The following is a 22,523-nucleotide window of genomic DNA, read 5'->3' as shown; positions in this document are numbered from 1 at the left end:
AAATTAAGAGAGTGTTTCGTTGCAGATGTTAAGTCCTTATGAATGGGAAGCAATTTACCTGAGCCTTAAAGTATCCAGTGTTGCTGTGATCCTCAGCTTACCTCTCGGTATTTTAACGGCTTGGGTGTTGGTTCGCTGTAACTTTCCGGGTAAAACACTGCTCGATAGTATTATCCATCTACCACTGGTGCTGCCACCGGTGGTAGTGGGGTATTTATTATTGATCAGCATGGGAAAACGCGGTTTTATTGGTGAATGGCTGTATAACTGGTTTGGTTTTAGCTTCACATTTAGTTGGCGAGGTGCAGCACTTGCATCTGCGGTGGTGGCTTTTCCCTTAATGGTGCGAGCGATCCGCTTAGCGCTGGAAGCTGTTGACCGAAAACTAGAACAAGCCGCAAGAACGTTAGGGGCTACGCCGCTACGCGTCTTTTTCACTATTACTATTCCACTTTCTTTACCGGGTATTATCGTGGGTACTGTGCTGGCTTTCGCTCGTTCTTTGGGTGAATTTGGTGCCACTATTACCTTCGTGTCCAATATACCGGGTGAAACCCAAACTATTCCCCTTGCCATGTATACACTGATTGAAACACCCGGCGCGGAAGTTGATGCCGCCCGTTTGTGTGTCATTGCCATTGTTTTAGCCTTGATTTCATTATTAATTTCAGAGTGGCTAACCCGTTGGGGTAAAAAACGTTTGGGGGTAGCATAATATGTTAGAACTCGACTTTTTCCAAAAGTTAGGGGATTTACAGTTAGAAGTGAATACCCAGTTACCCACTGAAAGTATTACTGCCGTTTTTGGGTTATCAGGGGCAGGGAAAACCTCCTTAATTAACGTGATTGGTGGGCTAACAAAGCCTAACAAAGGGCGGATTGTGTTAAATGGTCGCACGTTAGTGGATATCGAAAAGAAAATCTGTTTGCCACCTGAAAAGCGCCATATTGGTTATGTATTCCAAGATGCTCGGCTCTTCCCGCATTATCGTGTCAAAAATAATTTGCGCTATGGCATGGCACCTGAAATGAAATCGCGTTTTGACGATATTGTTGAATTATTGGGTATTGAACAATTGCTTAATCGCTATCCAATAACCTTATCGGGTGGAGAAAAACAGCGTGTTGCCATTGGCCGCGCATTGTTAACAGCGCCTGAAATTTTATTGATGGATGAACCGCTAGCCTCTTTAGATTTACCACGTAAACGCGAGCTATTACCTTATTTAGAAAAGCTGTCTCAAGACGTTAAAATTCCCATTTTGTATGTAAGCCATAGTTTAGATGAAATCCTGCGCTTGGCGGATAAAGTGATTGTGATGGCGGATGGGAAAGTTAAAGCGTTTGGGCCGCTTGAAGAAGTGTGGGCGAGCAGCGCGCTACGCCCTTGGTTACAAAAAGAAACGTTAAGCAGCGTTGTTAGTGCCACAGTACACAGCCAGCACCCGGATTACAACATGACTGCGGTGGTTGTCGGTGGTCAAAAATTATGGATCCCACGTGTTGATAGCCAACAAGGTGCAGAATTACGTATCCGTGTCGATGCATCGGATGTTTCGTTGGTGCTAGAAAAACCGCAAATCAGCAGTATTCGCAATATTCTTTCCGCCGAAGTAGTTGAATGGATTGAAGATGGCGAGCAAATTGATGTGAAGCTGGATTTAGGCGATGAGCACTATTTGTGGGCGCGTATTACGCGTTGGGCGCGAGATGAACTGTCAATTCGTAAAGGTCGCAAGGTGTATGCGCAGGTTAAGTCTGTGTCGTTGTCACGTCATTTATAATTACTCGTCGCCCTTGGCGCTGTGGCGTTGTTGGCTTCAATCCTCGTCATATTTCGCACCATAGCGTTGTTGGCTTCATTCAGCTACCCAAGTCACATACTTTTGTATGCTCCTTGGGATAGCTTCATTTGCCGCCTAGCTGTAGTGCGAACTATTTAGAGGATTGGCGTAAAAGTTTTAATAGAAAAGAAAAAAGGGAAAATAAAAAAGGAAAGCGGGGCTTTCCTTTGAATTGATAAGTAAAAACGGGGTTACAGAACGTATTTGCGGATCACTTCAGCGATGCCGGGTTCGGTATTCTCGCGGGTGACCAGTTTGGCTTGCTGTTTGATTTCATCGACGGCATTACCCATTGCAACGCCGAGGCCTGCGGTAGTAAGCATGCTTAAGTCGTTGAAATTATCACCAAAAGCGACAACATTCTCCATTGTCATTCCTTGGGATTCGACCCACTCTTTTAAACGTTGGCCCTTACTATTACCTTTGCGACCCACATCCACCTGATCCATCCAAGACCATTCACAATCTAAGCCGAAATCATTCTCGATTTCGTTGACGACTTGGTGCAGCTGTTCTTTATCTTGTGAGCTAACCGCAAATTTCCATATTGAATCGTAGTTGTGCATCACATCCGCGTAGTCTTCGACAAATTCAATGGTTGGGCGTTGTGCTGTGGGTAATGAATCAGCCCAATTCAATGTGCGTTTAATGCCTTCTGTTTTTGCGTTATATAACATCGCGTTATCCACATACATTAAGTGCTGGATATCAGTTCCGCGCAGTTTATCAATCATTTGAGTGACTGAATCGAGGGTCATTGGGTTTGATTTAAGCACTTTTTTCCCAAGATAGTCATATAGATATGTGCCGTTACAGCAAATAGCCGGAGTATCCAGATCAAGGGCTTGATAAAAAGGGTGAATAGCGACATGGTGACGCCCCGTCACGATGATCACTTTAACGCCTTGGCGGCGGGCTTCTTGTAGGACAGCTAACGATTCAGGCAGGATCTTCTTTTGATGATCAAGCAGTGTTCCATCGAGATCGAGCGCAATAACGCGGTATGACATAAACGGCTCCACGTGATTTTAGAAGTGACCTATAGGCGAGCTATAGGAATGAGGTCATTTTATCATCATAGCTGATAATAGTAACGAACTGAACCGTTTTAGTTTAACGCTTTAGGTTTAAGCTAATAGCGGCATTGGCGTTAATTACTCACAGTAATTTAAAAAATATAAGGTATAGTGGCCTAATACATTTAGGTTATCGATGCGGCTGAGCATTTTTATCATGAATTAAGGAGTCAGGATGAATCAGGTTGTTTATATTGCGAGTCCCGAAAGTCAGCAAATTCACGTGTGGTCAATGAATGAAGTGGGAGAGCTGACGCTTCTGCAAACCGTGAACACACCGGGACAGGTACAACCAATGGTGTTAAGCCATGATAAAAAGCACCTGTATATTGGTGTACGCCCGAATTTCCGTGTCGTAACGTATGCGATTGAAGAAAAAGGCACACTGCGCTTAAAAGCGCAAACGTCGGTGCCCGGTACACCAGTTCACTTATCTCTTGATAACACAGGTAAATACTTGTTTGTTCCTTCTTATCATCAACACAATTTATCTGTGTTGTCGATCAATCAAGATGGTGTACCTAGTCAAGTGATCCAAGTCCTTGAAGGCCTTCGACACCCGCATTCTTCTCATGTGGATGTCGACAATCAACAGCTTTGGGTACCTTGTTTAGGGGAAGACCATATCCGCTTGTTTGATTTACATGAAAATGGCTATTTAACAGAAGCGACAGCAGACCAAATCACGACAGCGCCTAATTCAGGCCCCCGTCATTTGGCATTTCACCCAACACAGAAAGTGATTTACTGCGTAAATGAGTTGGATTCAACTATTAGTGTTTACCGTAAATTCACCCGTTATCGTACTATGCAAACGCTGGCAAACTACCCTGCAGGTAATGAAAGCCAACGCTGGGCAGCCGATATCCATGAGACGCCAAATGGTCGCCATTTATATGTCAGCGAGCGTTCAGAAAGCTACATCAGCCACTATATAATTTCTGATGATGGTTGTGAGCTCACATTAGAGGCGCGTTACCCAACAGAGGTACACCCAAGGGGCTTTAATATCGATGAAACAGGGCGCTTTTTAATCTCCAGCGGGCAAAAGTCTGACCATATTTCGGTCTCAGAGATTGACCCGATCACAGGAAAATTGACGCAAATAGGCAGGTATCAAGTAGGGAAAGGTCCTATGTGGGTACTGTCTTTCATCCTTTGAGCCGTAGCTGCGTTAGCTACGCTTACTAACCCTAGTCACATACTTATGTATGCTCCTAGGGCTTAGTTTCACTTGCCGCCTTGCTACAACTCAAATGATTTTAGATATTAATGCCCTATTATAATTTCGAGTTGTAGCAGTGTTGGCTTCACTGGATACCCTTGTTTTCCGCCTTTCTATAACTCGAATTATTTAGGAGATTATTTGTTTGAAATCTGTTTAAAACAAATAATTAATGGTATCGCATTGATTACCCTAAGACTTTGGCCATAGTTGAGGTGACCTTCGTGAGCTGCTCAGGGGTAATGATATAGGGTGGCATAATATAAATTAACTTGCCAAATGGGCGTACCCACACGCCATTTTCCACAAACACCTTTTGTAAAGCGGCGGTATTTACAGGCTGCTTCATTTCAATTACACCAATGGCGCCAAGAACACGTACATCAGCAACAGCAGAGTGAGAGGCTAAAGGCAGCAGCTCGGTTTTTAATTGTTGTTCAATATTGGCGATCATTTGTTGCCAAGGGCTATTGAGCAACAGGGTTAGGCTTGCATCGGCAACTGCGCAGGCAAGGGGGTTACCCATAAAGGTCGGCCCGTGCATAAAACAACCCGCTTCTCCGTTGCTAATGGTTTCTGCGACGTGGCGCGTTGTGAGTGTCGCTGAAAGCGTCATATAACCCCCAGTTAATGCTTTGCCTAAGCACATAATATCTGGTGATATATTGGCATGATGGCAGGCAAACAGCTTTCCTGTGCGCCCAAAACCGGTGGCGATTTCATCCGCAATCAGCAAGATCCCATATTCATCACATAACTGGCGCACACCTTTCAAATATTCGGGATGATACATTCGCATACCGCCCGCTCCTTGAACGATCGGTTCTAAGATGATCGCTGCAATTTCACTGTGTTTTTTTGCTAATTCATCGATTAATGGCGCAAGATCATTTGGATCCCATTCATCATAAAAACCGCATTGCGGCGCATCCACAAAGATATGCGGTGGTAAATAGCCTTTGTACAGACCATGCATGGAGTTATCTGGGTCACAAACCGCCATCGCACCAAAGGTATCCCCATGATATCCATGGCGTAATGTTAGAACCCGTTGACGCTTTTCGCCTCTTGCCTGCCAATATTGCAGTGCCATTTTTAAGGCAACTTCGACGGCAACGGAGCCCGAATCAGCCAAAAAAACGCACTCCAGTGAGTCTGGCGTAATGGCGACTAACTGCCGACATAAATTCACCGCTGGTGGGTGAGTTATCCCGCCAAACATCACATGGGACATCTGACTTAGCTGGTTTGTAACGGCTTGGTTGAGCACGGGATGATTATAGCCATGAATAGCGGACCACCACGAAGCCATCCCATCAATCAATTTTTTTCCATCAACCATTTCAAGCTCAACCCCATGTGCTGCAACGATTGGGTAGGCTGGAATAGGGCGGCTCATTGAGGTATACGGGTGCCAAATGTGTTGGCTATCAAACGCAATATCGTGACTATTCATGATTATCCATTGTAAACTTTTTTAGATCATTTTGGTTGACATGATAACCACAATATTTAAACTGGCAACAACTTTTTCAACGGGAGCATCTCCATGAATACATTAAAACAGTGGACAACAAAACAAGCTAACGAACTGTTTTCAATGCCTTTTTTTGAATTGTTATTTCAGGCGCAGCAAACACATCGCCAGCATTTTGACCCACAGCAAGTGCAAGTCAGCACCTTGTTGTCTATCAAAACAGGCGCGTGCCCTGAAGATTGCAAATATTGTGCTCAGAGTGCTCGCTATAAAACAGGTTTGGAAACTGAACGTTTGATGGAAGTGCAGCAAGTACTTGAATCTGCGAAAAAAGCCAAGCAAGCAGGGTCAACACGTTTTTGCATGGGGGCAGCATGGCGCAATCCGAAAGAGCGTGATATGCCTTACCTCGAAATGATGGTGAAAGAGGTGAAATCCCTAGGGATGGAGACCTGCATGACCTTAGGCATGATTGATGATACCCAAGCCCAGCGACTTGCCGAAGCGGGTTTAGACTATTACAACCATAACCTTGATACATCCCCTGAATATTACGGCAATATTATCACCACAAGAACATACCAAGACCGTTTGGATACCCTGGGCAATGTTCGCAATGCAGGGATTAAAGTTTGTTCAGGCGGTATTTTAGGTTTGGGTGAAAAAGTCAGTGACCGTGCCGCGTTATTGGTGCAATTAGCCAATTTGCCAAAGCCACCAGAAAGCGTACCAATTAACATGCTAATGAAAGTTGAAGGTACGCCAATGGCAGATAATGAAGATGTTGATGCCTTTGATTTCATTCGTACCATCGCGGTTGCCCGTATCATGATGCCGACCTCATATGTCCGTTTATCTGCCGGTCGTGAATATATGAATGAGCAAACTCAAGCGCTCTGTTTTATGGCAGGCGCAAACTCAGTTTTTTATGGCTGTAAGTTACTGACTACGCCAAACCCAGACGAAAACAAAGACTTAGCTTTGTTTAGAAAACTGAATATCAATCCAGAGCGCATTGACACGGATGAAGGGGATAACCTACAAGCCGCTAAATTGGCAGAAACATTGTTAACCGCAGATAATGCACAATTTTATAACGCAGCGGTATGATGAGCTGGCAAACATTTCTACAAGAGCAGGAAGAGCTGCGAAAACGTGCATCGATTTGGCGTCAACGACAATGTATTGATGGTGCTAATGGCCGTGAATTGCACCAACATGGAAAGAAATACCTTAATTTCTCCTCTAATGATTATTTAGGGTTATCTCATCACCCGAACATTATTGCTGCATGGCAACGCGGTGCGGATATTTATGGTGTCGGTAGTGGGGGATCTGGGCATATCACTGGGTATACCCAAGCCCATGCTGAACTTGAAACAGCGTTGGCGCAGTGGTTGGGTTACTCAAAAGCGCTGTTGTTTATTTCGGGGTTTGCAGCAAACCATGCGGTGATTACGGCATTAATGACACCAAATGACCACATATTCGCCGATAAACTCAGCCATGCCTCAATTATAGAAGCCTCGATACATTCAGGGGCTAAATTGAGACGCTTTCATCATAACAATACGTCTTCACTTGAAAATTTAATTCATAAGCCAGCTTCAGGGAAAACCCTCGTGATAAGCGAGGGCGTTTTTAGTATGGATGGGGACTATGCTCCCCTTGATACCTTGCATGATATAGCGAAAAAACACTGTGCATGGTTAATGGTTGACGATGCACATGGTATTGGTATTTGGGGCGAGCAAGGACGAGGGAGCTGCTCTGCTTATGGTATTAAACCTGAAATTTTAGTCGTCACATTCGGTAAAGCGTTTGGTTTAAGCGGAGCAGCCGTGCTTTGTGATGAGCAAACCGCCGATTATTTGCTTCAGTCTGCGCGCCATTTGATTTACAGCACGTCTATGCCGCCAGCGCAGGCAGTTGCATTATTAGAAGCCGTTAAACAGATTAAATTGGCAGATAAATCGCGTGAAACTCTTAATCATCATATTGAATACTTAAGAGAAAATGCCAATTTTAAGCAGATGAAATTAGCCGATTCAAACACAGCTATCCAGCCTTTAATCATTGGTGATAATGAAGCATGCCAACACGCAGCTGCATTTTTACGCCAGAAAGGTGTTTGGGTTCAAGGGATCCGCCCGCCAACGGTTCCGCCGGGAAGTGCAAGGTTGCGGATCACGCTGAGTGCTGCACATCAACAAGACGATCTTGATAAACTGTTGGAGGCGTTATATGACTTCGATCATTTGTCATGACAAACAAAAAATAGCGGCGGCATTTGGCAGAGCAGCGGCAAGCTACGATGCAATTGCTAGTTACCAGCAAGGGACAGGAGAACAACTGCTCAATAAATTGAAATCGACCCTTGTTACTAAGCAGATTAACAAGCCCTTACGGGTATTAGATGCAGGATGTGGGACGGGTTTTTTTAGTCAAAAGTTGAAAAATCAAGGCCATATTGTTACTGGGTTAGACTTATCTTCAGGCATGTTAGATGTCGCCAAAAGCAAAGATACCGCAGATGAATATGTGTGTGCGGATATGGAGTCGATCCCCGTTAGTTCAGCACGGTTTGATGTGGTTTTTTCCAATTTATCCATTCAATGGTGTGAAAGCTTGTATGGTGCATTGAGCGAATTGTACCGAGTCACAAAACGTGGTGGTGTGATTGTTTTTACAACGCTTGCAGAGAATTCGCTGAGTGAATTATCGGAAGCTTGGCAGTCATTAGATGGATACTCTCATGTGAATACCTTTTTAGGCCCACAAGACATTACCGCGAGTTGCCAAGCATGGCGCCATGATGTGTCTTTTCAGCAAGATACATTGTATTTTCCTGATGTAATCAGCTTATTGAATTCGCTAAAAGGGATCGGTGCAACCCATTTAACGGCTGGGCGCCAAACTGGCCTCATGACACGTAAGCGCCTTCAGCAATTAGCTGGCGCTTATCCGATGGCCCATCAAGGACTCCCGTTAACTTATCAAACCGTATTTGGAGTCATCTATTGTGATTAAAACGTATTTTGTAACAGGGACGGACACGGAAGTCGGGAAAACCGTAGCAAGCTGTGCTTTATTACAAGCCGCTAATGCGCAAGGGTTTAATGCTATAGGTTATAAGCCTGTTGCTTCTGGCAGCGAACAGACTCCAGAAGGGTTGCGTAATAACGATGCTTTATTATTGCAAGCCAATAGCCACGTAAAATTACCTTATTCAATGATAAACCCCATTGTGTTTGAAGCACCCACTTCACCGCATATTATGAGTGAAAAAATGGGGTTGCCTATTGATTTTTCTGTCATTAATCAAGGGTTATTAGATATCCAGAGACAAGGTGATTGGGTGTTAGTTGAAGGTGCAGGTGGCTGGTATACCCCGTTATCCACTGAAAAAACCTACGCAGATTGGGTGGTTGAACAACAGCTTCCGGTTATTTTAGTGGTGGGTGTGAAGCTAGGTTGTATTAATCATGCGCTGTTAACGCTTGAGGCGATTCATGCTGCTGGGTTATTGGTTGCTGGTTGGATTGCTAATGAAGTGGAACCTGCTGGGGCTTATCAAGCTGAATATCTTGCAACACTCAAACGTATGATTAACCCGCCTTGCTTAGGGATCCTACCTTATCAACCTGAACTTAATGAATCTACATTAGGGCAATATTTGGATCTTTCATTATTGTGAAATAAATAAAGGGCTTAGCATTATCGTTAAAGCCCATTTTTCCTTCGTAAAAAAAGATCAATTGTTAAATGTTCGGTTGATCTTGTGTAACGTTCTTAACCTATTTTTTGTCAAGTTTTACCGTAGAAATAGTCTGACGATCGAACTAAAACAGATAAAATCCCTTTTTATTAACGGATACTACGTAAAAATTTTTTCATATAACTGCCATCATTTTGTCATTTAGTCCACGTTTATCAAATTTTACCAATGTCGAGAAAGCATGAGCCCTAAGGGCTTCAAGAGTTATCCACCATTTCTGTGGATAACCTTGTGCATTAACGTTATAAAACAACTTCTATGCTAGGCGACAAGCGGCTTTGCCTTTATTTGATGTGATTCTGGACTTAAAAATAATTTTATTTAAATACAACTGGTTAAATAAAATCAATACTTCAATTTGCATTTGCGATAGAGCAATAAAAACCAATAGCATAAAATATAAAGTTTTCCAAAGGTCAAGCATTATTTTGGGGATAACATTTTTATAAACTCATTGGAACGTCGCACAGACAAAATATTAAACTCAGGACTTGAAGCTGTTTTTTTATCCAGTATTATAGCAAAAGAGATAAGTGACGAGGCGGTAATATGAGTAAGGATTTTAAGCTGTATTCTGATTTTCAGCCAGCAGGGGACCAACCTGAAGCGATTCGTAAATTACGCGAAGGGCTGCAAGACGGCTTAGCGCACCAAACCTTATTAGGGGTAACTGGGTCGGGGAAAACCTTCACGATAGCCAATGTTATTGCGAAAGAGAATCGCCCAACCATGTTAATGGCGCATAATAAAACCTTGGCAGCGCAGCTCTATAGCGAAATGAAAGCGTTCTTCCCTGATAACGCAGTGGAGTATTTTGTTTCTTACTATGATTATTACCAGCCTGAAGCTTATGTGCCTAGCTCTGATACATTTATCGAAAAAGATGCTTCTGTAAACGAACACATTGAGCAGATGCGCTTATCTGCGACTAAGGCCCTACTTGAACGTCGCGACGTGATTGTGGTGGCTTCTGTCTCTGCGATATACGGATTAGGCGACCCTGATAGCTACTTAAAAATGATGCTGCACCTCACGGATGGTATGATCATTGACCAACGCTCTATTTTAAGGCGTTTAGCTGACCTGCAATATAGTCGTAACGACCAAGCTTTTACTCGTGGTACTTTCCGTGTTCGAGGGGAAGTGATCGACATTTTTCCTGCGGAATCTGATGAATACGCGCTGCGTGTCGAGCTATTTGATGATGAAGTCGAGCGCCTATCTCTTTTTGACCCGCTGACGGGGCAAATCCAGCACCGTGTGCCTCGCTTTACGGTTTATCCAAAAACACACTATGTCACCCCAAGAGAGCGTATTTTGGAAGCGATGGAGCATATCAAAGAAGAGCTGGTGGATAGACGAAAAGTGTTGTTGGAAAACCACAAACTGGTTGAAGAACAGCGTATTACCCAGCGCACTCAGTTCGATTTAGAAATGATGAATGAACTGGGTTACTGCTCAGGGATTGAAAACTATTCCCGTTATTTGTCGGGTCGTGCACCGGGTGAGCCACCTCCGACATTGTTTGATTATTTACCTGCGGATGGCCTACTGGTGGTGGATGAATCTCACGTGACTATTCCACAAATTGGGGCGATGTACAAAGGGGACCGTTCCCGTAAAGAAACCTTAGTCGAATATGGTTTTCGTTTGCCTTCGGCATTGGATAACAGACCGATGCGCTTTGAAGAGTTCGAAGCTCTAGCGCCACAATCTATCTATGTCTCCGCAACACCAGGCAAATATGAACTAGAAAAATCGGGCAATGAAGTTATCGAGCAAGTGGTTAGGCCGACAGGCTTGCTGGATCCGATTATTGAAGTTCGCCCTGTCACCACACAAGTGGATGATCTGTTGTCTGAAATCCGTATTCGCGTACAGAAAAATGAGCGAGTGTTGGTCACTACATTGACCAAACGGATGGCGGAAGATTTAACGGAATATCTGGAAGAGCATGGGGAGCGTGTTCGCTACCTTCACTCGGATATTGATACGGTTGAACGAGTGGAAATCATCCGTGATTTACGGCTCGGTGAATTTGATGTGCTGGTTGGGATCAACTTATTAAGGGAAGGTCTCGACATGCCAGAAGTCTCGCTAGTGGCTATTTTAGACGCTGACAAAGAAGGCTTCCTGCGTTCAGAACGCTCTTTGATCCAGACAATAGGCCGTGCAGCGCGTAACTTAAACGGTAAAGCGATCCTCTACGGCGACCGAATCACCAACTCGATGGAAAAAGCAATAGCAGAAACCGAACGCCGTCGTGCAAAACAAATGGCGTTCAACGAAGAACATGGCATTGTGCCGCAAGGGCTGAACAAGAAAATTGGTGATATCCTGCAAATTGGCCATAAAGTGGGTGGAAAAGGCAAAGGGCGCTCAAAAGACAACGCTAAAAACGAGATATCAATTAATATCCAAGGTATGTCGACAAAAGAGCTGGAGCAACGCATTTCACAACTTGAAGCGCAAATGTACAAGCACGCACAAGACCTGGAGTTTGAATCGGCAGCGCGGGTGCGTGATGAGTTGCAAGAGATACGGTCTCAGTTTATCGCCAATTCCTAATCCTCGTCATATTTCGCGTTGTGGGGGTGTTGGCTACGCTCAATCACTCGGGTCACATACTTATGTATGCTCCCCGAGATGCTTTCGCTTGCCGCCTACCCACAACACGAACTATTTAGAGGATTTGCATGAAAATAGTTAGAAAATCAATAGGTTTAGTTTTAGAAAATACATTTAAAATAGAGAAATAGAGAAATAGAGAAATAGAGAAATAGAGAAATAGAGAAATAGAGAAATATTCCACCTCTGGGAGCCAAAGGTGGAATAAATTACAATAGCGGGACGGTTTCTTCGATGGCTTGTAGGAGCAGCTTTCTATCGTGGCGGTAAGGGATATCATCTGCTTCGAGGACACGCTGGATAATCTTACGGTCACTGCTAATATCACTGGTTTTTGTGCGCGGGCCAAGGATCAACGCATCAATTTTTTTGCAGCCAATATAATTTTCCATCATCTGCAACTTTTCGGGCAAAGTTAAATTTGCGGCGGAGGAGCCGACTTCTTTACCTAAGTTGCCAATATAAATCATCGGTGCTTTACATTCGCGCAGGGCTGTCGCAACTTCTTCAAGTAACAGCAGTGGCATTAAACTGGTGAAAAAACTGCCGGGGCCAATAAGAATCAAATCAGCTTGGTGAATAGCATCTAACGCTTCTCGTGTAGCTTTCACTGAAGGATATAAGCGTAACTCTTTCGGAATTTCGCGCAGGGCGTCTACATTGACCTCGCCATAGATTTCATTACCCATCTCATCAATTGCCATCAAATCAACGGGGGATTCTGACATTGGAATGAGTTGTGCATCCACTTTGAGCATATTACGAATTAAATTAATCGCCTCAAGTGGCCTAACACTCAGGTGATCTAATGACTTTAACATTAGGTTACCCAAATTATGGCCAGACAGCTCGCCATTGCCACCGAAACGGTATTCAAACATCGCCGAAGCAATCGACGGTTCAGTAATTAACTGATTCAAGCAGTTTCGCATATCGCCCCAAGCAATCCCGCCTTCAGAACGACGAATTCGACCTGTAGACCCTCCATTGTCCGTGGTGGTTACAATTCCAGTTAGGCGAGGCCCTAAAGAGGAAAGGGAAGACATTACGCGGCCCAGCCCATGCCCGCCGCCAAGGGCAACAACATGTTTCAGGCTCGCCAGACTACTATTTGGCATAGTGTTCCTATATCAATCAGTCAATATTCGGCAAATAAACAGCCACTATTTGGGGGCTTTTTATCTGTGATTTTGCCGTGTTTACAGAACCGAACGTATCAAAAATAAAATCTAAAATAAATTGGGCGTTAATCTACCATAAAACATCATTGTCCGCTGAGTTACTGTGATAAAAAACAATAAAAGGCAATATTCCAGATTTACCTTAATCTCTTCACAAAAAAATGCCTGAATGTTTCCATTTTGCGCATTTACCTATATAGTGTAAATAATTCTCATTTTCATTATTTGTGTTATGGCTCAATATGTCTGATTCTGAGTTGCAACGCTTGTTTGCACGCCATTCTTCCTCATTATGTCGCTATCTCAACATGTACCTTAAAGACCATAATTTAAGTATGGATATTGTGCAGGAAAGTTTTGTGAGAATGGCTGAATTGATGAAGCACTCGGCGATCCAAGATTTTGATGCTTATCTTTATCGCGTAGCGAAAAACCTGATGATTGATCACTTCAGGGAACAAAAAGCTCGCCCTTCAATGGCCATCAGTGATGAGCAATGGCAAGAAATACCAGCACAAGCAAAAAGCCTTGAAGCAACGGTAATCAGAGACCAGCAACTGAGCCAGATACAAACCATCATTCAAACACTACCCGAGAGAACACAGGCAATTTTTCGTTTGCATCGAGAGGAGGGATTGACACAAACCGAAGTGGCTCAATTGTTGAATATTTCGCTCAGTACCGTTGAAAAGCATTTAGCCAGTGCATTGGCTGCCCTGATTCATCAATGGAAGGATTAATCATGAAATCAACATCTCCATCTGAAATCGAAAATACCGCAGCAATGTGGGTCGTCAAAACCACGCAAAGAGAACTAAATGCGCAAGAAAATAGCGAGTTCCAGCACTGGGTGAATGCATCAACAGAGCATGCAAATGCTTATTACCGCGCAAGGCAAATCTGGGCATTAACTTCATGTAATCAGCTGCCTAAAAAAATAATAAAACCGATTAAAGCGGCAAATAGTTATCTAAAAACAACCATTGCAGCTAGCGTACTTGTGTGTGGCTTGGCGATGCTGCTTTGGTGGAATGAAAATCAAGAATCGATTGATTATCAAGCTAAAATTGGTGAAGTTCAACACATTACATTGCCCGATGGTAGCCAAGTTGACCTCGATAGCGGTGCGCAATTACAGTTAGCTTTTGACGGGCAATATCGGCAGGTCAATTTGCTCCAAGGACGCGCCTATTTTTCTGTTGCGCCTATCACTGGCAGTGAACTGCGTCCTTTTCAAGTTAAGGCGAAAAATGGGGTAACGCAAGCGCTGGGAACCGAGTTTGTTATTGATACTGAAGGGGATCATGTTGATGTTAGTGTTTATCAGCACAGCGTCAAAATATCGCTATTATCGGGGCAAGAGCAGGTGGTTAAAGCGGGTCAATTTACGCAATACCAACGGCAAATTTCCCCTACAATGCCAATTGCCAAACAGAATTCAGAAGGGTGGCGCGAAGGCCAGATTACTTTTCAACAGCAAACGCTTTCTGAGATCGCCGCTAAAATCAGTCGTTACCATAAAAAGAAAATTATTATTTTAGCCAGCGATAGCGAGGAGAAGCTAAGTGGGGTATTGCAAATTAACACGCTAGAAAGCGGGCTTAAGCACCTTACGTCATCAAAAGGGCTCACGATTTATGAAGTGCCATACTTCACCTTAATCTACTGATAGATAATATTATTATTTTTCACAATTATTTAAATTTTTTTTTACGGGTTTCTTTCATTTCCACGTCTTAATCTAAGTGATTATGATTTTTATTACCATTATCATTTTAGGGATGGGAAATGACTCAAAAAAAGTTTCAATATAAAAAAGCCTCACTCTGTGTTTACCTTGTATTAGGGGCACTACCTGCATATTCATTGTTTAACATTGCACACGCGAATCAACCAATAACTGCCGCACAGCAGAAAATTTCATTTTCGATTGGGGCTGGCTCACTTGAGAACGCATTATTGCAATTTGCCCAACAGGCAAAAGTTGAAATTATTATTAATAGCCAAGAAATGAATGGCTTAAAAAGCCAAGGCATCAAAGGGCAGTTAACCTTGCAAGACGGGTTACAGCAGCTTGTTGGTGCAAATCCAGTTCAGTACCAAATACACAATAATCGCATTTCTATTCATCGGATAACCAACTCCCCCACGGGTGAAAAAGTCATTAAGCTAGATAATATTACAGTGACTGCAAGCCAAATTCAGCAAGGGGACTGGGTTTACAGCAGTCCCTCATCGGTGAGTGTGATCAGTAAAAAACAAATTGAAGACAGGCCACCGAAGCATATTGCTGACCTATTGGAGCTCACGACGGGCGTGTATTCCAGTGTCAGTCAGCAAGACCCGTCTCTATCAGTGAATATTCGCGGGATCCAAGATTATGGGCGCGTGAACATGAATATTGATGGTATGCGGCAAAATTTCCAAAAAAGCGGCCATGGGCAGCGTAATGGTTCAATGTATATTGATTCTGAGCTACTTTCTGGCGTTGAAATTCAAAAAGGAAATAGTAGTGGGATGGGGAGTGGGGGAACACTCGGCGGTGTTGCTACATTTAATACGGTAAATGCATCTGATTTTTTATCGAAAGATAAAACATTTGGTGGAAAATTACACGCAAGCACAGGGACAAACAATACTCACTTTATCGGCAGTAGTGCATTTGCCTTGGGAAATGAAAAAGGGGACTTATTGTTTGCCGCCAGTGAACGCCGCTTAGGTGACTATAAACCGGGGACGCACGGCAGTATTGGCGACATCCGTGTTAACAATGGTACAGGGCATTATGACGAGTTAGTACGTGGCTTAAAACATAGCCGAATTAACGATAGCAATTACCAAATGACGTCCTATTTAGCGAAAGCTGGCTGGAATATCAGTGAGTCACAGCGTTTACAATTTAACTACTTAGAAACCAAAGTGGCAACGCCCAATGCAGGCACGTTGACTAATTTGACGCAAACATGGCCCTATAAGCTTGGGTGGAAAAGTAGTGGGTTTAGTGATGTGACAACCCAGAATTACTCCCTTGATTATACGCAATTTAGTGACAGCCCATGGAGCACTGAATTTAAAGGGAAAGTATATTTTGTCGATACAAAGGACGATACAGAAACTTATTCAACAAGCCCTGTTTTTAAAAATGGCTACCAGATGGATACTCGGGTTAAAACACTCGGGTTACAACTCGAAAACCATTCAGAAATTGAATTTAATCATAATAATGTAGTAAAAGCGCATTATGGCTTTGAAACTTTTCAAGATAAAGCCAGCAGCGCTTCAACACGGGAGTCCGCATCAGGCGTAACCCCAGATGGAAAACGTACGTTGAGTTCTCTGTTTACTAATGTAACTTACGAATATGATGACTGGCTGACCGTCGAAGGGGGAGTGCGTTACGACTACTATACCCTTAAAGGGCAAACCAGTATGCGTTACCCCATCTTTCCCTATACTAAAGAAAACCCATGTACGGGCAGGCGGTTACGTGATTGCCCTAGCACGATGCACACAGAGTATTGGAATGTTGATAAATCAGAAGGGGCATTTTCACCCAATGCTCGATTGGCTATCCGTCCCGGTGTTGAGTGGATGGAGTTCTTTACCAGCTATGGTCGTTCGTGGCGTCCGCCTGCGATCACTGAAACACTCACCACGGGCAGTGCTCACAGCTCCTCAACACAGTACCCTAACCCATTTTTGAAAGCAGAGCGTTCAAATGCGTGGGAAGTCGGGATGAACCTGAATTACCCGCAACTGGTCCTCGAAGAAGACCGTTTATTGGCTAAAGTGGCTTATTTTGATACGCGAGTTGATAACTATATCAACCTTGCTATTAACCGAACTAAGCCGGGGTTGGTTAACCCAAGTATTGGAAATGCCGCGTACAGCAATAACTTAAATACAACACGTTTTAGAGGTTTTGAATACCAACTCAACTATGATGCAGGGTTTGTTTATGCAGATTTAACGTTCACCCATATGATTGGCAAAAATAAATTCTGTGCTAACCGTGCGTGGTTAGGTGGCGTCTTGAAATTCCCAGAAGGTATTGGGCCCGGTAATTGGTATGCGGAGCCCGATGAGCAAGCAGACAATTATGTGAACTGTGATAGCGGTTCTATCTTTGGTAGCGCAGCAAACCTCCCCGGTGACAGAGGGGCATTCACACTCGGTGGTCGTGCCTTTGATAGAAAATTGGATGGTGGAATGGTTATCCGTTTCACCCCCGGCTTCCAAGATTATTCGGCGCAATCAAACTACCCATATTTAGCGGATTGGCCGAAATATACCCTTGTGGATTTATACGCAAGCTACTCAATTACCAATGATTTAATTATCCGCGGGAATGTGGAGAACTTAACTAATCGGGCCTATGTGGTGAGCTACGGGGAAAGTTTGGCAAATACGTTAGGTCGCGGAAGGACGATATCGGGTGGGGTTGAGTTCCGTTTCTAAATATATTCAATCAATTAGAGCATATGCTTTCGATTTTGATTGGCATAATGCTTAACGGAGTATTGAAAGAAAAAATAAAGCGTATAGTAATAGTATTTATAACGTAAACAATAGGATGGGGAGCTTGCTCCCCATTTTAGATCTATATCAAGAAATGTTTAATTAAATAATAAGAGATGTTAATCATTTAAAGTGAAATTGTATCTGTGACTAGGCAGTTTTTAAGAAAATTGTCTATGATAATAAGAGCTTCGGAGATTATATCGGATGTTCTGTAAGTCGTTGTGTATTATATTATATATCGAATTCAAGTTCGCTTTTTCATATTCTATACGCTAGAATCCTTACAGAAATTAAGTGAACAGAGTGGCTTGCTTTCGTTATTAATTAGCGGCTTTGTTCCAAATAAAACTCCTAGCCTCTGCGTCTAAGTTTGTTTTCACAAATATGATGCTCTGGCCGTGGCCATAGAGCCACCAGGGTGCAAGATAGAAATGTCTGCATCTCCCGTATTTGGAAAGGTGTGATTATGCAGCAACTCGTCGATCAATTTGACCGAAAATTTTACTATCTTCGGCTTTCTATAACAGATGTTTGCAACTTCCGTTGCACATACTGCCTACCTAATGGTTATCAACCAAGTGGCCGCCATGAATTCCTCACACTGGATGAAATTCGCCGTGTCAGCAGCGCATTCGCTGAATTAGGCACAGAGAAAGTGCGCATCACAGGTGGTGAGCCTACCATGCGTAAAGATTTCAGTGAAATCATTGCCGCAATTCATGAAAATGCCGCGATCAAAAAAATCGCAGTGACCACTAACGGTTATCGCATGGCGAGAGACGTTCAAGCATGGAAAGATGCGGGCCTAAATGCGATTAACGTCAGTGTAGACAGCTTAGACCCACGTCAGTTTGCGGCAATCACTGGGCAAGACAAATTTTTCCAAGTGATGAAAGGGATTGATGCTGCGTTTGAGGCTGGCTTTGAAAAAGTGAAAGTCAACGCTGTACTGATGAAAAATGTCAATGATATTGGGCTGAAGTCATTCCTAAATTGGATTAAGCACCGCCCAATTCAACTGCGTTTTATTGAGTTAATGGAAACTGGGGATGGAAGTGATGTTTTCCAGCGTTTCCATGTTTCTGGCGAAACTATTCGCGACCGTTTAATTGAAGATGGTTGGTATCATCTTCCTCGGTCACGCAATGATGGCCCTGCTCAAGTCTTTAGTCATCCTGATTACCAAGGTGAAATCGGCCTTATCATGCCGTATGAAAAAGACTTTTGCCAAAGCTGCAACCGCCTTCGTGTCTCTTCTTTAGGTAATCTCCATTTGTGCCTGTTTGGTGAAAATGGCATTCCTCTACGTGATTTGCTAGGGGATGATAACCAAAATGAAGCGCTAAAAGCGCGGATACAACGTGGTTTGCATCATAAACGGGAAACGCACTTTTTACATATGGGTGATAGTGGCATTACCCCTAATTTATCCGTTATTGGCGGTTAACTCTTTTTCAGATTTTCAGGAGAAAATATGTCCCAACTGACTCACCTCAATGCGTCGGGCGAGGCGCATATGGTTGATGTTTCAGCCAAAGCTGAAACTGTCCGTGAAGCTCGTGCAGAAGCTTATGTCACCATGACCCCCGAAACCTTAACTATGATTGTTGATGGCAGCCACCATAAAGGGGATGTATTCGCAACGGCACGTATCGCAGGTATTCAAGCGGCTAAAAACACATGGCAGTTAATTCCATTATGCCACCCTCTGTTGCTAACTAAAGTGGAAGTCACCCTTGAAGCAGAACAGGCACATAACCGTGTTCGCATCGAAACATGTTGCCGCCTCACGGGTAAAACTGGGGTGGAGATGGAAGCATTAACGGCGGCTTCGGTAGCAGCATTGACCATTTATGATATGTGCAAAGCGGTGCAAAAAGACATGGTCATTGGCCCTGTTCGTTTGTTAGAAAAAACAGGTGGAAAATCTGGACATTTTAAGGTGGAATGATGATCACAGTATTATTTTTTGCACAAGTTCGCGAATTAGTGGGAACGGATAGGCTTGAAGTTACTGAAAAATATCACACGGTTGAGTCTCTACGTCTTGCCCTGTCACAAAAAGGTGATCGCTGGGCACTGGCGTTAGAAAACGGCAAATTGCTGGCGGCAGTTAATCAATCATTTGTTTCCCTTGAACAGCCTCTGGTAGAAGGGGATGAAGTGGCCTTTTTCCCACCGGTGACAGGGGGATAATGATGGAAAACACCCATATTGCCGTCCAAACACACAATTTCAGTGTTGGTGAACAATATCAGTGGCTTGCTGAGTGTGACAGTGATGGTGCTGTCGTTACTTTTACAGGCAAAGTTCGCAATCACAACCTTGGTGATAGCGTCGCAGCCTTAACCCTTGAGCATTACCCAGGAATGACGGAAAAGGCCTTAGCAAACATTGTGATAGAGGCAAGAGAGCGCTGGCCTTTACAGCGCGTGAGTGTGATTCACCGTATTGGCACTTTGCAGCCAGGTGAAGAAATCGTGTTTGTTGGGGTGACGAGCGCACATCGTAATGCAGCATTTCAATCTGCTGAATTTATTATGGATTACTTAAAGACTAAAGCGCCGTTTTGGAAAAAAGAGACATTGCCAGATAACGAACGCTGGGTTGAAGCGAAAGATAGCGACGAAGCATCAGCAAACCGCTGGTAATCGCACTTTTTCCTCCGAAAAATACGAATTTGCCGAATGGTAATGTCATAATAATGTGTTAGACTTTGGTTAATTTTCTCCGATTGCAGTATTTTTACTGTGTCGATTTTTATTTTAGCAAAAGGGTAACCATCATGGGTCAGTTTGATCAACGTAATGATTCTCTTGTCCAGAGGGCCGAAACTGGCGTTCAGGCATTTATGTCACAGGTTTACGGCTGGATGACAGTTGGTCTACTGTTGACAGCATTTGTGGCGTGGTATTCAGTCAGCAGTGGTTTGTATTACACCATTGCAACTAACAAAATTTTATTCTTCGGAATGATCATTGCTGAACTGGGTTTAGTAATGGGAATTTCGTTCTTACTGCAACGAATTAGCGGAATGATGGCAACGGGCATGTTTATGCTCTATTCATTGCTAACAGGCTTGACCATTTCTGTCATCCTCGCCGCGTATACAGGTGAATCTGTCGCAGGGACCTTTGTTATCACTGCGGTCATGTTTGGTGCATTAAGCTTCTACGGCTACACCACTAAGCGCAGCTTAACAGGGATGGGTAACTTCCTGTTTATGGCACTGATTGGTATTGTTGTGGCTTCTTTAGTTAACATCTGGCTGCAAAGCTCAATGATGTACTGGGTGATCACATACGGTGGTGTGTTATTGTTTGCTGCATTAACGGCTTATGACACACAAAAACTGAAGGAAATGGGTGCTCAAATTAATGAAGATGACAGAGAAACAATGCGTAAATACTCCATTATGGGTGCGTTGTCTCTATACTTAGACTTCATCAACTTGTTCCTGATGTTACTGCGTATCTTCGGTGACCGTCGCTAATTGTGAGTAACGCATTCGTTAATTGAATGTTTTAACCAGTAAAATTCAAAACCCTTGTTACTTCGGTAGCAAGGGTTTTTTCATGGTAATCGTACCAAAGAATATAATTTGTTTATTATTTTTTGGTAATTCAGAATTTAGTTAAGTGTTTTACAACGCTAAATCTATTCGCCTTGATAACTGAACTAGGCAATTTTCTTTCTAAAGAGATAATACGCCGCAGAACTGGTGATAATAGCGATAATCAGTAATGGCCATAAACTTTGAAAAACCACTGAAAAATCAGCGTCTTTTAGGTAGATTTGTTTAGTGATTTCAGTAAAGTGGCGAATAGGGTTAACCCAAGTGATGTCTTGCAGCCAAACAGGCATATTCTCGACAGGGGATATATAACCAGATAGCAGTACAGCTGGCATCATAAACACGAACACTCCAATGAAAGCCTGTTGCTGTGTCGAGCAAAGGGCTGAAATTAACAAGCCAAACCCCACTAATGACAAACCATAAAATAGCATTGTGCCGTAGAACAGTAGCAATGAGCCTGCAAACGGAATTTGATAACAAAAAATCCCAATAACCAATACAAGGCTTGCTTGGGCTGTTGCGACAATTAACGCCGGTACCGCTTTACCAATAAAAATCTGCCATGTTGTTAATGGGGAAACCAGTAGCTGATCCAACGTCCCTTGTTCCCTCTCACGTGCAATGGAAAGGGAGGTCACAATCAGCACGCCAATCGTTGTAATGAGCGCCACTAAAGAGGGCACAATAAACCACTTATAATCTAAGTTTGGGTTATACCAGTTGCGAATAACCAACTCACTATTATTGGGTTTAATTTGGTTTTGTGTTAACTCTTGCTGATATTGCATTACAATCTGTTCGACATAACTCGCCGCAATTTGTGAACTGTTTGAATTACGCCCATCAAGTAACAGCAACATATTCGCAGGGGAATGTGAGTCGATATTTGCACTAAAGTTTTGGCTAAAACGCACGGCTAGCAGAGCTTTACGGTTATCGAGAGTGTCGCGTACTTCATGTTCGCTTTTAACCAGCAACACGTGGGAAAATGCACTGGCTTTAGCTAACCGTTGAGTAAGCTCAACAGCGTGTTTACCGCCATCTTGGTCAAAAATGGCAATGGTGGTGTTTGTTACTTCTAATGTGGCCGCAAGTGGGAACAAAATCATTTGAAAAATCACAGGTAAAATCAAAATAACCCGTGTTTGCGGTTCTTGTAATAATGACTGTAATTCTTTCATAATTAAGGTGTATAAGCGATAAAACATAGAGCACC

20 protein-coding genes and 1 riboswitch are annotated in these 22,523 nt (G+C 43.3%); of the genes, 16 read left to right on the top strand and 4 right to left on the bottom strand.

Features of this window, described 5'->3' with window-relative positions; translation table 11 throughout:
• Window positions 1-25 precede the first annotated feature (25 nt).
• Window positions 26-715: a molybdate ABC transporter permease subunit gene (modB, locus tag ABWP91_RS11085; protein ID WP_353243350.1), complete on the top strand. Its 690-nt coding sequence runs from the start codon at window positions 26-28 to the stop codon at window positions 713-715.
• Window position 716: 1 nt separating this feature from the next.
• The gene (gene modC / locus ABWP91_RS11080; protein WP_353243335.1) at window positions 717-1,784 is read left to right on the top strand and encodes a molybdenum ABC transporter ATP-binding protein ModC; all 1,068 of its coding nucleotides are present in this window, start codon (window positions 717-719) and stop codon (window positions 1,782-1,784) included.
• Window positions 1,785-2,035: 251 nt separating this feature from the next.
• Here modC and ABWP91_RS11075 read toward each other — a convergent pair whose 3' ends face one another.
• Window positions 2,036-2,854 (bottom strand): pyridoxal phosphatase, encoded by an 819-nt coding sequence (locus tag ABWP91_RS11075; RefSeq protein ID WP_353243334.1) that lies wholly within the window; start codon window positions 2,852-2,854, stop codon window positions 2,036-2,038.
• Between the two features lie 241 nt (window positions 2,855-3,095).
• Between ABWP91_RS11075 and pgl the strand changes: the two genes are divergently transcribed.
• Entirely contained in the window at window positions 3,096-4,082 is a 987-nt protein-coding gene (pgl, locus tag ABWP91_RS11070) for a 6-phosphogluconolactonase (protein WP_353243333.1), read from the top strand.
• 250 nt (window positions 4,083-4,332) lie between these two features.
• Here pgl and bioA read toward each other — a convergent pair whose 3' ends face one another.
• Window positions 4,333-5,601, bottom strand: a complete 1,269-nt coding sequence (gene bioA, locus ABWP91_RS11065) for an adenosylmethionine--8-amino-7-oxononanoate transaminase (RefSeq protein ID WP_353243332.1) — start codon at window positions 5,599-5,601, stop codon at window positions 4,333-4,335.
• Window positions 5,602-5,694: 93 nt separating this feature from the next.
• On the opposite strand from bioA, the gene bioB reads away from it, so the two are divergent.
• The 5 genes from bioB to uvrB all read left to right on the top strand — a co-directional run bounded on the left by bioB (window position 5,695) and on the right by uvrB (window position 11,968).
• Window positions 5,695-6,732, top strand: a complete 1,038-nt coding sequence (bioB, locus tag ABWP91_RS11060) for a biotin synthase BioB (RefSeq protein ID WP_353243331.1) — start codon at window positions 5,695-5,697, stop codon at window positions 6,730-6,732.
• Window positions 6,732-7,889 (top strand): 8-amino-7-oxononanoate synthase, encoded by a 1,158-nt coding sequence (gene bioF / locus ABWP91_RS11055; RefSeq protein ID WP_353243330.1) that lies wholly within the window; start codon window positions 6,732-6,734, stop codon window positions 7,887-7,889. Before bioB ends, bioF begins: the two co-directional genes overlap by 1 nt.
• A complete protein-coding gene (bioC, locus tag ABWP91_RS11050) occupies window positions 7,867-8,652 on the top strand; it encodes a malonyl-ACP O-methyltransferase BioC (RefSeq protein WP_353243329.1) in 786 nt (261 codons plus the stop codon). Before bioF ends, bioC begins: the two co-directional genes overlap by 23 nt.
• Window positions 8,645-9,319, top strand: a complete 675-nt coding sequence (gene bioD / locus ABWP91_RS11045) for a dethiobiotin synthase (RefSeq protein WP_353243328.1) — start codon at window positions 8,645-8,647, stop codon at window positions 9,317-9,319. Before bioC ends, bioD begins: the two co-directional genes overlap by 8 nt.
• 630 nt (window positions 9,320-9,949) lie before the next feature.
• Window positions 9,950-11,968, top strand: coding sequence for an excinuclease ABC subunit UvrB (uvrB, locus tag ABWP91_RS11040; protein ID WP_353243327.1), 2,019 nt, complete (start codon window positions 9,950-9,952; stop codon window positions 11,966-11,968).
• Between the two features lie 269 nt (window positions 11,969-12,237).
• On the opposite strand, the gene ABWP91_RS11035 is transcribed toward uvrB, so the two are convergent.
• Window positions 12,238-13,146 carry a gluconeogenesis factor YvcK family protein gene (locus ABWP91_RS11035; RefSeq protein WP_353243326.1) on the bottom strand — a complete coding sequence of 303 codons (909 nt, stop codon included), beginning with the start codon at window positions 13,144-13,146 and terminating at the stop codon, window positions 12,238-12,240.
• A 305-nt stretch (window positions 13,147-13,451) separates the two neighbouring features.
• On the opposite strand from ABWP91_RS11035, the gene ABWP91_RS11030 reads away from it, so the two are divergent.
• From ABWP91_RS11030 to ABWP91_RS10995, 8 genes are all read left to right on the top strand, one after another.
• Window positions 13,452-13,949: an RNA polymerase sigma factor gene (locus ABWP91_RS11030; RefSeq protein WP_353243325.1), complete on the top strand. Its 498-nt coding sequence runs from the start codon at window positions 13,452-13,454 to the stop codon at window positions 13,947-13,949.
• A 2-nt stretch (window positions 13,950-13,951) separates the two neighbouring features.
• A complete protein-coding gene (locus ABWP91_RS11025) occupies window positions 13,952-14,878 on the top strand; it encodes a FecR family protein (protein WP_353243324.1) in 927 nt (308 codons plus the stop codon).
• A gap of 119 nt (window positions 14,879-14,997) precedes the next feature.
• Window positions 14,998-17,667, top strand: coding sequence for a TonB-dependent hemoglobin/transferrin/lactoferrin family receptor (locus ABWP91_RS11020; RefSeq protein ID WP_353243323.1), 2,670 nt, complete (start codon window positions 14,998-15,000; stop codon window positions 17,665-17,667).
• A 399-nt stretch (window positions 17,668-18,066) separates the two neighbouring features.
• Window positions 18,067-18,207, top strand: a riboswitch (molybdenum cofactor riboswitch).
• On the top strand, window positions 18,197-19,177 hold the full coding sequence (gene moaA / locus ABWP91_RS11015) for a GTP 3',8-cyclase MoaA (protein WP_353243322.1): 981 nt from the start codon (window positions 18,197-18,199) through the stop codon (window positions 19,175-19,177). Its footprint overlaps the riboswitch before it by 11 nt.
• Before the next feature lie 27 nt (window positions 19,178-19,204).
• Complete coding sequence (moaC, locus tag ABWP91_RS11010; RefSeq protein WP_353243321.1) at window positions 19,205-19,681, top strand: cyclic pyranopterin monophosphate synthase MoaC; 477 nt, start codon at window positions 19,205-19,207, stop codon at window positions 19,679-19,681.
• Window positions 19,681-19,926 (top strand): molybdopterin synthase sulfur carrier subunit, encoded by a 246-nt coding sequence (moaD, locus tag ABWP91_RS11005; RefSeq protein ID WP_353243320.1) that lies wholly within the window; start codon window positions 19,681-19,683, stop codon window positions 19,924-19,926. The genes moaC and moaD overlap by 1 nt, the downstream gene beginning before the upstream one ends.
• A 2-nt stretch (window positions 19,927-19,928) precedes the next feature.
• Window positions 19,929-20,381, top strand: a complete 453-nt coding sequence (gene moaE / locus ABWP91_RS11000; RefSeq protein ID WP_353243349.1) for a molybdopterin synthase catalytic subunit MoaE — start codon at window positions 19,929-19,931, stop codon at window positions 20,379-20,381.
• A gap of 134 nt (window positions 20,382-20,515) precedes the next feature.
• Window positions 20,516-21,223 (top strand): Bax inhibitor-1/YccA family protein, encoded by a 708-nt coding sequence (locus ABWP91_RS10995; RefSeq protein ID WP_206085344.1) that lies wholly within the window; start codon window positions 20,516-20,518, stop codon window positions 21,221-21,223.
• 185 nt (window positions 21,224-21,408) lie between these two features.
• Here ABWP91_RS10995 and ABWP91_RS10990 read toward each other — a convergent pair whose 3' ends face one another.
• Window positions 21,409-22,515, bottom strand: coding sequence for an ABC transporter permease (locus ABWP91_RS10990; RefSeq protein WP_353243319.1), 1,107 nt, complete (start codon window positions 22,513-22,515; stop codon window positions 21,409-21,411).
• Between the last annotated feature and the right edge of the window lie 8 nt (window positions 22,516-22,523).

It is taken from the genome of Providencia sp. (assembly GCF_040396775.1).
Taxonomy (GTDB): Bacteria; Pseudomonadota; Gammaproteobacteria; order Enterobacterales; family Enterobacteriaceae; genus Providencia.
This window is presented reverse-complemented; position numbering and strand designations above follow the sequence as displayed.